The organism is Pseudomonas fluorescens (assembly GCF_000730425.1).
Taxonomy (GTDB): Bacteria; Pseudomonadota; Gammaproteobacteria; order Pseudomonadales; family Pseudomonadaceae; genus Aquipseudomonas; species Aquipseudomonas fluorescens_X.
Genome location: NZ_CP008896.1, coordinates 3217127 through 3229934 on the forward strand (window position 1 = coordinate 3217127; position 12808 = coordinate 3229934).

The 12808-nt window shown below is 61.6% G+C and carries 10 protein-coding genes; 5 read left to right on the forward strand and 5 right to left on the reverse strand.

Annotated elements, in window-relative coordinates; genetic code table 11:
- Positions 1-122: 122 nt before the first annotated feature.
- Both HZ99_RS14350 and HZ99_RS14355 read right to left on the reverse strand, forming a co-directional pair.
- Positions 123-752, reverse strand: coding sequence for a response regulator transcription factor (locus HZ99_RS14350; protein ID WP_038443797.1), 630 nt, complete (start codon positions 750-752; stop codon positions 123-125).
- A gap of 21 nt (positions 753-773) precedes the next feature.
- The gene (locus HZ99_RS14355) at positions 774-3167 is read right to left on the reverse strand and encodes a PAS domain-containing sensor histidine kinase (RefSeq protein WP_038443799.1); all 2394 of its coding nucleotides are present in this window, start codon (positions 3165-3167) and stop codon (positions 774-776) included.
- Positions 3168-3225: 58 nt separating this feature from the next.
- Here HZ99_RS14355 and HZ99_RS14360 point away from each other — a divergent pair, with 58 nt between their 5' ends.
- Positions 3226-4203 (forward strand): alpha/beta hydrolase family protein, encoded by a 978-nt coding sequence (locus tag HZ99_RS14360; RefSeq protein ID WP_038443801.1) that lies wholly within the window; start codon positions 3226-3228, stop codon positions 4201-4203.
- A gap of 99 nt (positions 4204-4302) precedes the next feature.
- Here HZ99_RS14360 and HZ99_RS14365 read toward each other — a convergent pair whose 3' ends face one another.
- The 3 genes from HZ99_RS14365 to HZ99_RS14375 are packed head-to-tail and all read right to left on the reverse strand — an operon-like array spanning position 4303 to position 6768.
- A complete protein-coding gene (locus HZ99_RS14365; protein WP_038443804.1) occupies positions 4303-5070 on the reverse strand; it encodes a DnaJ domain-containing protein in 768 nt (255 codons plus the stop codon).
- A gap of 1 nt (position 5071) precedes the next feature.
- Positions 5072-5746: an N-acetylmuramate alpha-1-phosphate uridylyltransferase MurU gene (gene murU, locus HZ99_RS14370; RefSeq protein WP_038443805.1), complete on the reverse strand. Its 675-nt coding sequence runs from the start codon at positions 5744-5746 to the stop codon at positions 5072-5074.
- Complete coding sequence (locus HZ99_RS14375) at positions 5743-6768, reverse strand: aminoglycoside phosphotransferase family protein (RefSeq protein ID WP_038443806.1); 1026 nt, start codon at positions 6766-6768, stop codon at positions 5743-5745. Before HZ99_RS14375 ends, murU begins: the two co-directional genes overlap by 4 nt.
- A gap of 130 nt (positions 6769-6898) precedes the next feature.
- Between HZ99_RS14375 and HZ99_RS14380 the strand changes: the two genes are divergently transcribed.
- The 4 genes from HZ99_RS14380 to rsmA are packed head-to-tail and all read left to right on the forward strand — an operon-like array spanning position 6899 to position 12807.
- Positions 6899-9697: an LPS-assembly protein LptD gene (locus HZ99_RS14380; protein ID WP_038443807.1), complete on the forward strand. Its 2799-nt coding sequence runs from the start codon at positions 6899-6901 to the stop codon at positions 9695-9697.
- Positions 9672-11012, forward strand: a complete 1341-nt coding sequence (locus tag HZ99_RS14385) for a peptidylprolyl isomerase (RefSeq protein WP_038443808.1) — start codon at positions 9672-9674, stop codon at positions 11010-11012. The genes HZ99_RS14380 and HZ99_RS14385 overlap by 26 nt, the downstream gene beginning before the upstream one ends.
- On the forward strand, positions 11009-11998 hold the full coding sequence (gene pdxA / locus HZ99_RS14390) for a 4-hydroxythreonine-4-phosphate dehydrogenase PdxA (RefSeq protein ID WP_038443809.1): 990 nt from the start codon (positions 11009-11011) through the stop codon (positions 11996-11998). The genes HZ99_RS14385 and pdxA overlap by 4 nt, the downstream gene beginning before the upstream one ends.
- Positions 11995-12807 carry a 16S rRNA (adenine(1518)-N(6)/adenine(1519)-N(6))-dimethyltransferase RsmA gene (gene rsmA / locus HZ99_RS14395; protein WP_038443811.1) on the forward strand — a complete coding sequence of 271 codons (813 nt, stop codon included), beginning with the start codon at positions 11995-11997 and terminating at the stop codon, positions 12805-12807. Before pdxA ends, rsmA begins: the two co-directional genes overlap by 4 nt.
- Position 12808 lies beyond the last annotated feature (1 nt).

The following is a 12808-nucleotide window of genomic DNA, read 5'->3' on the forward strand; positions in this document are numbered from 1 at the left end:
TGACAAGCCGCAAGCATGGGCGCCAGAGCGCTGCGAAGATGTCGCAAATAGATATGTCCCTGTAGGAGCCGGCTTGCCGGCGATGGCGATGTCGAGGACGCCATCGCCGACAAGCCGGGCGCCTACAGGAGTTTGTGTGCCATGGCGTACTTCACCAGTTCTGCCAGGGAAGTGATATTGAGCTTCTGCATCAACCGCGCCTTATGGGTGCTGATGGTCTTGCTGCTCAAGGCCAATTGCTGGGCGATATCGTTGACATTCGCCCCCTGGGCCAAACGCTCGAACACCGAAAACTCACGCTCGGACAACAGCGCGTGCAGGGGCCGTGCATCGGTGAGACCGACTTCAAACACCATGCGGTCCGCCAGGTCCGGGTCGATATAGCGCCCGCCGGCGGCCACTTTGCGAATCGCCGTCAGCAACAGCGCCGGGTCGCTGTCCTTGGTGGCATAGCCCGCCGCGCCGACCTTCAGCGCTCGGGCAGCCATTTGCGCCTCGTCATGCATCGACAGCACCAGGATCGCGGGTGGATTGTTCAGCGCGCGGATCCGCGCAATCGCTTCCAGGCCGTTGACCCCGGGCATCGAGATATCCAGCAACACGACCTCGCATGGTGTATGGCGCAAGGCTTCCAATAGCTGCTCACCATTCCCTGCCTCCCCCACTACCAGCAGGTCCTTGGCCAGGCCGATCAACTGCTTGATGCCCTCACGGACGATGGTGTGGTCTTCGGCTACCAGTACGCGGATCACGGGACTTTCCTCTTATTGTAGTTAGGCATCCAGCGGCACCGTCACGCTCAGGGTGGTGCCCTCCCCCAGTTCGCTGTCCAAGGTCAACTGCCCGCCCATGATCAGCACGCGCTCGCGCATGCCCACCAGCCCAAACGACACCGGGCGCCCCGACGCGAGGGCGAAGCCTGCGCCGTCATCGCTGATGGTTAGCCGCAGATTGTCGCCCTCCACCACCAGGGTCAGCTCCACAGTATGCGCCCGGGCATGGCGCATGACATTGGTCAGCGCCTCTTGCAGGATCCGGAACAGGCCGATGGCCTTGGCGTCGCTCAACACCGGGAGGTTATCCGGCACCTGCACCAGGCAAGGGATCTGCGTGCGCGCCTCAAAGCGCCGCGCCTGCCATTCGATGGCCGAGGCAATCCCGGCGTCGAGGATCGGTGGACGCAGCGCAGTAGCTACATCACGAACCAGCTGAAACAACTGGGCGATCAGGCGCTTCATACTGTTCAAGCGCTCGTGCAGGCCGGGGTCCAACTGCGCGTAGGTCAACTCGCACATGGAGGTCTCCAGCTTCAGCACTGTAAGCATTTGCCCCAGCTCATCGTGGACTTCACGAGCGATCCGCGCCTTCTCTTCCTCACGCACGGTCTCCAGGTGGGCTGACAACTCACGCAGTTGCGCCCGTGAGGCGTCCAGTTCCAATTCGATACGTTTGCTGTCACTGATGTCCCAGACGATGCCGTCCCAGACCACAGCGCCATCATCCAGGCGCCGAGTGACGGCCTTGATCTCGGCCCAGCGCTGCTCGCCCTCGCGCGTGAGGATACGGCCCTGCCATGACCAGTTACTCTCGCGCTCGATGGCCTGGTCCTGGGTCTGGTGATAACTGGCGCGGTCATCGGGATGTACCAGGCTGCGAATCCCCACATCGCGATGGCTGAGCACAGATGGCGAATAGCCCACCAGGCGCTCGCTGCCTTCACTGATATAGGCAAAGTCGATAGCGGCGCTCAACGGCAAGCGCTCCAGGCGAAACACCAGCCCCGGCACATTGGCGGCAATGCCTTGCAGACGCGCTTCACTTTCCTGCAATGCGGCCAGTGCCCGCCGCCGTTCGGTGACGTCATTGAGATACACCACCAGGTATTCGCCACCGGCAAAGCGCAGGAAACTTAAAGACACATCCGTGGGCAACAGGCTGCCATCGGCGCGCAGGCACTGGGTGGCAAAGCTCTGCGCGCCCTCCTCGCTGGCACGGGCGCGCTTCCACAGGCTCAGCCAGCGGTCCATGCTCAGGTTGGGCTCGAACTCGATCAGCGGGCGCTCGATCAGCGCGCCCGGGCCGTAGCCAAGCATGGTTTCGGCGGCGACGTTGGCGTAGCGCACGCGGCTGTCCCAATTGACCCAAAGGATGCCCACCGTACTTTGATCGATGGAAAACTGGGTCAGGCGCAACGCTTCAGCGCCCGCAGCACGAGCCGCGCTTTCCTCGCGCGTGGCCAGCAACTGGTGCTCCAGGGCATGTTTTTGCCGACGCTGCCACAGGGCAACCGCCAGGCATACGAGCAACAGCAGGCCCAGCAGCAGGCTGAGGTTTTGCCAGAACCCCGGTGACTCCGAGAACCGTGGGTATTTGGGTTGCAGCCAACGGGCGTGCAGTTGCTCCAACTCACGGGCGGGAATGGCCCGCAGGCCACTTTCGACAATGTCCGCCAAGGGCGGCCAGTCACGCCGCGTGGCCACCCGCAGCAGCTGCGGCAAGCCAATGTCACCGACCACTGCCAGGCTGGCAAATTCGGGCTCGACCGACAGCCGGCTCAACTGCGCCTCATCGATCACCGCATAGCGCGCCTGCTGGCTAACCAATAATTGCAGGGCCTGGCGCTCCAGAGGCACGCCTTGCAGGTTCAGCTTGGGGTAATTGCTGCGCAGGTAATCGGCCACGACGCTGGGCATGCGCACGGCGACCCGTGAGTGTTCGTCGAGCTTTTCCAGGTCCACCGCGCCGCTGCCATCACGGGTGCCCACGATATGCTGGGGCACACGCATGTACGGGTCGGAAAACAGCCACAGACGCAGGCCGGCCGGGGTTTGCAGCAGGCCCGGTGCCAGGTCGACTGCGCCCTCGCGCAGCGCGTCCTCCAACTGTTCTTGAGTGGGAAAATTGCGCCAGGTCAGTTCGATATTCAGCGCCTTGGCCAGTGCCTGCATCAGCTCGATATTGGCCCCGGACAATCGCTGCACGCGCCGGTCATATTGCGCATAAGGCGCCTGCAACACCACGCCGACCCGCAGTTGCGGGTGCTGCGCCAGCCACTCGCGCTGCTCGGCGCTGAGCACCGCCGCCCCCCCCATGGACGCCGGCACGGCACTTGCCATCAAGGGAAAGCACAGATAGCCGATAAACAGCAGGCAGCGAAAAATCATCATTCACATCTCACATCCAACCCATTAGGCTGCCGGGATCACTTCTGGCCGGGATTCCACTATGCCCCTGCTTCACCGTTCGACACTGCCAGCATTGTGCCTGTCGCTACTGTTTACCAGCACCTTTTGCGTGCAGGCAGCTGACACAGCGCCGGCTGCCACCGAAAAACCACCGCAGCGCCAGCCTTTGCCCGAGCGCAGCCAGGAGGAAGCCAGCGCTCTGGAACGGCAACTGCCGCCCCAGGAACAGCAACAATTGCAGGCAGGCGATGAGTCGTTCCTGGCCCTGTGGAAACCGGCCAACAGCGCCGAGCCGCAAGGTGTGGTGATTATCGTCCCCGGCGCCGGGGAAACCGCTGACTGGCCCCAAGCAATTGGGCCCTTGCGCCAGAAGCTACCGGATGCGGCCTGGGGCAGCCTCAGCCTGTCATTGCCTGACCTGAGCCTGGACACCCTGCCGCCCCGGGTCATCCAGGCCCCCGACGCGGCCGTCGACACCAGCAGCAAGGATGCGAGCACCGCCGCGCCCAAGCCGATCGAACAGGCAGCCAGCGCCGAAGCCGAAGGCACCGACCCGGCCGTGGTCCCCGGTGCGGACGGGCAGGACAAGAGCGACGCCACACGGATCTTCGCCCGTATCGATGCCGCCGTCGCCTATGCCCAGACCCAGAGCGCCCGCAGTGTGGTGCTGTTGGGGCACGGCACCGGGGCCTGGTGGGCAGCGCGCTACCTGAGCGAAAAACAACCCGTCCAGGTGCAGAAATTCATCATGGTCGCTGCGCAAACCCCGGTGGGCCGTCAACCAGACCTGCAACAGTTGGCACCGACCTTGAAGCTGGCGACCGCCGATGTCTTCTATCAGGACAATGGCCTGGCAAGCAAAACGGCGCTGGAACGCAGCCAGGCAAGCAAGCGGCTGAAGAATGACAACTATAAGCAGGTGTCGTTGGAGGCTATCCCCGGTAATACCTCTGCGGCCCAGGAGCAGTTGTACCGGCGCATTCGCGGCTGGTTGAGCCCGCAAGGCAGCGGGACCTGACCCACCCTCCCCTGTAGCAGCCGGCTTGCCGGCGATAGCGGCCTTGAGCCTTGCACTGCTTTACGCGCCTCATCGCCGGCAAGCCGGCGCCTACAAGGGTCAGCGAAAATCTCGCTGCTCGCGAATCACTGTGTAAGCGCTATGCAGCTCTCGCGTGCGCTCCGTAGCCTCGCGTACTTGCGCGGGGCTGGCGCCGCTGCCGGCAATCTTGTCCGGGTGATGGCGACTGAGCAGTCGTCGATAGGCACGCTTGATGGCTGCAGGTTCGGTTGTGGCGCTAACCCCGAGAATCCGCAGCGCGTCCTGGTAGGTGCCGCCGCGATTGGCCAGGGGTTTGCGCTCTGGTTCGTAATCGTAGGCCAGAGCCTGGATCTGTTGCGGCGTCCACCCCAGCCACTTGCCCCAGAGTTCAATCAAGTCGCGCTCGGCGAGGCTGGCCTTGCCGTCAGCCCAGACCATGCGCCAGCAGGCACGCAGCACGCCTTCTGCCGCATGGGGTTGGGACTTGAGCATGCGCAGGTAACTGCGCACGTGATCGGTCCCCGACTTGCCCCGATTGAACGCCGCAATCGCCCGGCGCTGGGCTGGCTCGCTCATATCCAGCGAGCGCATTTCCACCCGCGCCTGCTGGATATGCCCGTCCACTACCCGCCCATTGCTCTTGGCCAGGCGGCCGAGCAAGACAAACAGCAGCTCATCGTTACGCAGCGCCGGACGACCGCCCAGGCGCTCGCGCAGGTGCGCCCAACTGCGCAATTGCAGGCGCCGGTCCAGCGCCTGGCCCAATAGCGCGCCCAGCATGGCCCCCGGAATACTGGCGATGGCAAACCCCGCTCCGGCTCCGATCAGAGTCCCTGGCCACAGCATCTTACTGGCCCTCGGTCAGCAGATTTTCAACCTGCGCCAGGCGCTCCAGAGTCCCGACGTCAATCCAGCGTCCATCCATGTGTTCCCCCGAGACCAAGCCTTGAGCCATCGCTGTGCGCAACAGAGGCGCCAGCTTGAAGGCACCGGCGCTGCAACCCGCGAACAGCTTGGGATGCAGCAGCGAAATGCCACTGAAGGTCAGGTTATCGGCATCGGGCGCTGCATCATGAAGCAAACCGTCCTTGATATAGAAATCGCCACCACTGGGATGATGAGGCGGGTTATCAACCATCACCAGATGCGCCAGGCCGCTCAAGGGCTGCTTGAGGCGGGCAAAGTCGTAGTCGGTCCAGATATCGCCATTGACCACCAGGAACGGCTCTTCCCCCAGCAGGGGCAAGGCCTGGAAAATCCCGCCACCGGTTTCCAGCGGCTCACCTTCGGGCGAATACTGGATACGCACGCCGTACTGCGCGCCGTCCCCCAGGTATCGCTCGATTTGCTCGCCCAGCCAGGCATGGTTGATGACGATCTCGGTGAAGCCGGCTTTCGCCAGCGCCTCCAGGTGATACTCGATCAGCCGCTTGCCACCGGCCTGGACCAGTGGCTTGGGGGTGTGCAGGGTAAGCGGGCGCATCCGCTCACCCTTGCCGGCCGCCAGGATCATCGCCTTCATACAAGCGCCTCGGCCGGCTGGCGCAGGCTGGACAGTAACTCGCTCAGGTCGGCCAGTTCCGGGCGATCGGCCAGTACCGCTTCTATATAAGCAAAGAAGCGCGGCACGTCCGCCAGATAGCGCGGTTTGCCATCACGGTGGCAGATACGCGCGAAGATACCGATGACCTTGAGGTGACGCTGTACCCCCATCAGGTCGCTGGCGCGCAGGAAATCTTGAAAATCTGCCTGCACCGGGATGCCCAATTGGCCAGCACGCTGCCAGTAGCCTCGTTGCCACTCGCGCACCCGCGCCTGGGGCCAACTGAGGAAGGCGTCCTTGAACAGGCAGGTGATGTCGTAGGTGACTGGACCGTAGACCGCATCCTGGAAGTCCAGCACGCCAGGGTTCGGCGTACTGATCATCAGGTTGCGCGGCATATAGTCGCGATGCACCAGGACCTTGGGCTGGGCCAGGGCGCTGTCGATCAGCAATTGGCTGGTCCGTTGCCACAGGGCCACCTGCTGATCATCGAATTCGATGCCCAGGTGCCGACGCACATACCATTCGGGGAACAGCTCCAACTCCCGGCGCAACAACGGCACGTCGTAGCTTGGCAACCCGGCGTCCATCGGCAGTTGCTGGAAGGCCAGCAACGCGTCGATGGCATCGGCAAACAATTGATCGGCATTTTCAGCGTCAATCACATCCAGGTAGGTGTTTTTGCCCAGGTCATTGAGCAAAAGAAAGCCCTGGGACAGGTCTTCGGCATAAATTTGCGGAACATTTATTCCCGATTTCGCCAACATTCGCGCGATATCGACGAAAGGTTTGCAGTTTTCCTGGGGGGGTGGAGCGTCCATCACGACAAATGTGCGACCTTCGCCTTCCCAACGGAAGTACCGTCTGAAACTCGCGTCGCTGCTGGCCGCAGTCAATGTAGCCGGGGGTACGGCACCCCAACCCTGGGCATGGAAAAGCTCGGGCAACTGCTGTTCAAGCCAGACTTTCAGGTGTTGCAAACGTAGATCTTGGTCGGGCATTACAAGGGTCTCCGACGGCGCTAGCCGTCAAGCGGGTCATGCTTTATTATCACGCATCTTTTTCAGACCATCGAGAGGCGTGCGGCCCACACCGCGGGCAGATGGCACGCAGGAAGCCCGGACTAATAAGATGGCATTGAAATCCCCCGCGTTTCGTAGAAAATTTCCGTTGCTGGTAACCGGCAGTCTGCTGGCCATGCAACCCTTCGCCACCTCATTCGTGGTCGCCGCGGAACAGTATGACTGCTCAGTCTCTGCTTCGGGTGCCTGGGATTGCGCGCCGAAAACCAGCGCAGCCCCTTTGCCACCACGCCCGGTGCATGACGGCAGTGCCGTCAGCTCGGCCAACGGCACGCCGCAAGGCGAAGCTGCGGGTGCCGAAGCCGTGCCGCAGACCAAGCTGGTCACCGAATCCAAGGGCCGTGGCCTGCGCTCGCGCAGCGCCGACTACAGCCATCTGGACTGGGTCCCTCGCGAGAAACTCACCGCAGCGCAACTGGCCGAAACCGGTCCTTATTGCGCCGGTGCGTACGTCGAGCCAATCCGTCCTGGCATGAACGACAAGACGGACAAGAGCGACGCACCGACCTTCATCGGTGCCAAGGCCTCTCGTTACGAGCAGGAAACCCAGGTCGCAACCCTGGCCGGTGACGTCGTCATGCGTCAGGGCAGCATGCAGGTCGAGGCCGACGAGGCCAGCCTGTACCAGGCCGAGAACCGTGGCGAGCTGAACGGCAAGGTGCGTCTGCGCGACAATGGCGCACTCATCGTCGGCGACCACGCCCAGGTCCAACTGGACACCGGTGCGGCCCAGATCGATAACGCCGAATACGTGATGCACAAATCGCGCATCCGCGGTAACGCGCTGTACGCCAAGCGTGCCGAAAACGCGATCATCCGCCTCAAGGATGGTACCTACACCACCTGCGAGCCAGACAGCAATGCCTGGCAACTGCGCGGCAACAACATCACGTTGAACCCGGCCACCGGCTTCGGCACGGCGACCAACGCGACGTTGCGGGTCAAGAACATTCCGATCCTGTACACCCCATACATCTACTTCCCGATTGACGATCGTCGTCAGTCCGGCTTCCTGCCACCGAGCTACAGCTCTAGTGGGGAAAGTGGCTTTACCCTGTTGACGCCTTACTATTTCAACCTGGCACCGAACTACGACGCCACGTTGTACCCGCGTTATATGACCAAGCGCGGCATGTTGATGGAAGGCGAGTTCCGCTACCTCACCAAGTCCAGTGAAGGCCAGGTCGGCGGCGCTTACCTGAACGATGACAGCAACGAACGGAAGAGACAGAGCGACTACGACAAAACCCGTTATATGCTCAACTGGCAGCACAAGGGTGGGCTGGACTCGCGCTTACTGACTGAGATCGATTACACCAAGATCAGCGATCCATTCTACTTCCAGGATTTGAAGTCCGATCAGATTGGCGTTGAGTCTCGTGAGTTCGTCAATCAGCAAGGTGTTGCCAGCTATCGCGGCGATACTTATACCGCTCAGTTGAATCTGCAAGCCTACGAACTGGCGACAATTTCGCAGATCACTCCGTACAACCGGTTGCCGCAGTTAACCATCAATGGTGCACTGCCTTACCGTCCTGGCGGGCTGTACTTTGCTTATGATGCCGAGGCCGTCCGGTTTGATCGGGATCTGAGGACTGGCAATATCACCAATAAATATGGTGGACCGTTCAACTCGGACGGTTCGGTAGGTGAACGCCGTCTGGACACCTATGTAACAGGACTGACCCGTGCCAACGGCACACGCTTGAACGTAGCACCAAGCATTTCGCTGCCGATGAGCTCGAGTTACGGCTTTATCACTCCGAAGCTCAAGTATGCCTATACCAAGTACGATCTTGACCTTGACGGTATTGGCAAGGCCGATATGGCTCGTGCTGGACAGGACTTCAAGAGTTCCCAGGATCGCTCCATCCCAATCGCCAGCATCGATAGCGGGCTGTTTTTTGACCGCGGCACCCAGTGGTTCGGCAAAAACTACACCCAGACCCTGGAGCCGCGCCTGTTCTATCTCTATGTTCCAGAGAAAGACCAGTCCGATATCCCGGTGTTCGATAGCAGCGAAACCACGTTCAACTACAACTCGCTGTTCCGCGACAACCGCTTCTCGGGCACTGACCGGATCGGTGACGAAAACAAACTGTCGCTGGGCCTGACCAGCCGCTGGATCGAAGAAAACGGCTTTGAGCGTCAGCGCGTAGCCATCGGCCAGGCGCTGTACTTCAAGGACCGCGAGGTCCAACTGCCTGGCATCGTGGCCGCTGACCGCGCCGACTCGCAGTCGGACGTCTCGCCAATCGCCCTGGACTACGAGTTCCGCTTCAACCGCGACTGGCGCGCGACTGCCGACTACAACTGGGACACCGAGGAGCATGCTGCTCGTTCCGGCAGCGCCATGTTCCACTACCAGCCGGAGGACAACCCGAACAAGGTTATCAACGTCGGTTATCGCTATCGCAACGACCAGGTGGTCTACAACCAGTTGACCGGTAAATGGCAGTTTGGTGGCGATTACGGTACAGAAGGGCAACCTGGCTTCGAGAAGGATTACTACAAAATCCAGCAGCACGACTTCTCGATGATGTGGCCGATCGTTCCGCAGTGGAACCTGATCACTCGCTGGCAGTATGACTATGCACGCAACCGCACCCTGGAAGCCTTCGGTGGTTTCGAGTATGACAACTGCTGCTGGAAACTGCGCGTGATCAACCGTTATTGGGTTTCCAACGACGAATACACCCAGATCGCCCCGCAGAACGAAAAAGGCGACCACGGGCTCTTCCTCCAAATCGTCCTCAAGGGACTCGGCGGCCTGACTGGCGCCAAGGTAGAGAGCTTCCTCGACAAAGGCATCCAAGGTTATCGTGAACGTGAAGATCAAGCTTTCTGATTGTCTGCGCCCGCTGATGCTGGGCGCGCTGTTCCTGGGCACTGCAACGGCGCACGCTGCAGTGCAGCCGCTGGACAAGGTCGTGGCCATCGTCGATAACGACGTGATCATGCAGAGCCAACTCGACCAACGGGTCAAGGAAGTTCAGCAAACCATCGCCAAGCGTGGCGGTGGCGTGCCGCCGACCAGCGTCCTGGACCAGCAGGTGCTGGAACGCCTGATTGTCGAAAACCTGCAACTGCAGATCGGCGATCGTTCCGGCATCCGTATCACCGACGAAGAACTGAACCAGGCCGTCGGCACTATCGCTCAACGCAACAACATGAGCATTGATCAGTTCCGCGCAGCCCTGGCCCGAGACGGTCTGTCCTATGAGGACGCCCGTGACCAGATCCGCCGCGAAATGATCATCAGCCGTGTGCGCCAGCGCCGTGTAGCCGAACGCGTACAGGTATCGGAACAGGAAGTGAAGAACTTCCTGGCCTCGGACCTGGGCAAGATGCAGCTCTCCGAAGAATTGCGCCTGGCCAATATCCTGATCCCGACGCCAGACAGCGCCAGCGCCGAGCAGCTCAACGCCGCAGCGGCCAAGACCCAGGCGATCTATGACCGTCTCAAGGCCGGTGCTGATTTTGCCCAGATGGCCATTGCCCAGTCCGGCAGCGACAACGCCCTTGATGGCGGTGATATGGGCTGGCGTAAAGCCGCTCAACTACCGCCACCGTTTGACCGCGAACTAAGTGCAATGGCCGTCGGCGACATTACCCAGCCAGCCCGCACACCAGGAGGGTTCATCATCCTCAAACTGCTGGAGCGGCGTGGCGGCGAGGCTTCGTTGAAAGACGAAGTGCATGTCCGTCACATCCTGGTCAAGCCAAGCGAAATCCGCACCGAAGCACAAACCAAAGAGCTGGCACAGAAGATCTATGACCGCATCACAAACGGTGAAGACTTCGCGACCCTGGCCAAAAGTTTCTCGGAAGACCCGGGCTCTGCCCTCAACGGCGGTGACCTGAGCTGGATCGACCCGCGAGCCTTGGTCCCCGAGTTCCAGCAAGTCATGAACGATACGCCGCAAGGCGTGCTGTCCAAGCCGTTCAAGACCCAATATGGCTGGCACGTCCTGGAAGTCCTTGGCCGCCGCGCCACCGACAACACCACCCAGGCCCGTGAGCAGCAAGCGCTGACCGTACTGCGTAACCGCAAATACGACGAAGAGCTGCAAACCTGGTTGCGCCAGATACGTGACGAAGCCTTCGTGGAAATCAAGCTCCCTGGCGCCGACTCGACAGGCACCGACCAGGCAGCCCAGTGAAACCCCAGCGTTTCGCGTTGACACCCGGTGAACCGGCCGGCATAGGTCCAGACCTGTGCCTGCTGCTCGCCTCGCAAGCCCAGCCTCACCCCCTGATTGCCATTACCAGCCGCGACCTGCTCCTTGAGCGGGCCGCGCAACTGGGCGTGGCCGTCGACTTGCTGCCCGTTTCGCCGGGCAACTGGCCCGACCAACCGGCACCCGCCAACAGCCTATACGTATGGGATACCCCGCTGCGGGCCAAGGTGGTTGCCGGGCAACTGGACCAGGCCAACGCCGCATTCGTCCTGCAAACCCTGGCCCGCGCCGGACAAGGCTGCATCGACGGCGACTTCGCCGGGATGATCACGGCGCCGGTGCATAAAGGCGTGATCAATGAAGCTGGTATCGCCTTTTCCGGCCATACCGAGTTCCTTGCCGACCTGACCCACACCGAACAAGTGGTGATGATGCTGGCAACCCGCGGCCTGCGCGTGGCATTGGTGACCACTCACCTGCCCTTGCGCCAGATTGCCGATGCCATCACCCCAGAGCGCCTGGAACGCGTAACGCGCATCCTGCACGCTGACCTGCAACAAAAATTCGGCATTGCCCAGCCACGAATCCTGGTGTGTGGTCTCAATCCCCACGCGGGTGAAGGCGGTCACTTGGGCCATGAAGAAATCGACATTATCGAACCAACACTAGAGCGCCTGCGCCAAGATGGCATGGACCTGCGTGGCCCATTGCCTGCGGACACTCTGTTTACCCCCAAGTATCTGGAGCACTGCGATGCAGTGCTGGCGATGTACCATGACCAGGGGCTGCCCGTGCTGAAATACAAAGGCTTCGGCGCCGCAGTCAACGTGACCCTGGGCCTGCCGATCATCCGCACCTCCGTCGACCATGGCACCGCCCTGGACCTGGCAGGCAGCGGCAAAATCGACACCGGCAGCCTGCACGTGGCCCTGGAAACCGCCTATCAGATGGCCGAGACCCGTATATGACCGAGCATTACCAACACCGGGCGCGCAAGCGCTTCGGGCAAAACTTCCTGCACGATGCTGGCGTTATCGACCGCATCCTGCGCTCCATCCATGCCAAGCCCGAAGACCGCCTGCTGGAAATCGGCCCGGGCCAGGGCGCACTGACCCAAGGCCTGCTCAATAGCGGCGGCCAGTTGGATGTCATTGAACTGGATAAAGACCTGGTTCCGATCCTCAACCAGCAGTTTGCCGCCAGGCCCAACTTCAACCTGCACCAGGGCGACGCCTTGAAGTTTGACTTCAACAGCCTCAATGCCGCCCCCCACAGCCTGCGGGTTGTCGGCAACCTGCCATACAACATTTCCACGCCACTGATCTTTCACCTGCTGAACAACGCAGGGATCATCCGCGACATGCACTTCATGTTGCAGAAGGAAGTGGTCGAACGCCTGGCGGCCGGCCCTGGCGGTGGCGATTGGGGCCGCCTGTCGATCATGGTTCAGTACCATTGCCGGGTCGAGCACCTGTTCAACGTTGGCCCGGGCGCGTTCAATCCGCCGCCGAAGGTCGATTCGGCGATTGTGCGCCTGGTGCCACACGCGGTGCTTCCACACCCGGCCAAGGATCATCGCCTGCTGGAGCGGGTAGTGCGTGAAGCGTTCAACCAGCGTCGCAAGACCCTGCGCAATACCCTCAAGGCGCTGTTGAGCAACGCCGAGATCGAGGCCGCCGGTGTCGACGGCAGCCTGCGCCCGGAGCAATTGGACCTGGCCGCGTTCGTACGCCTGGCGGACCAGTTGGCCATCCAGCCAGCGCCCGCCGTCGACTGAC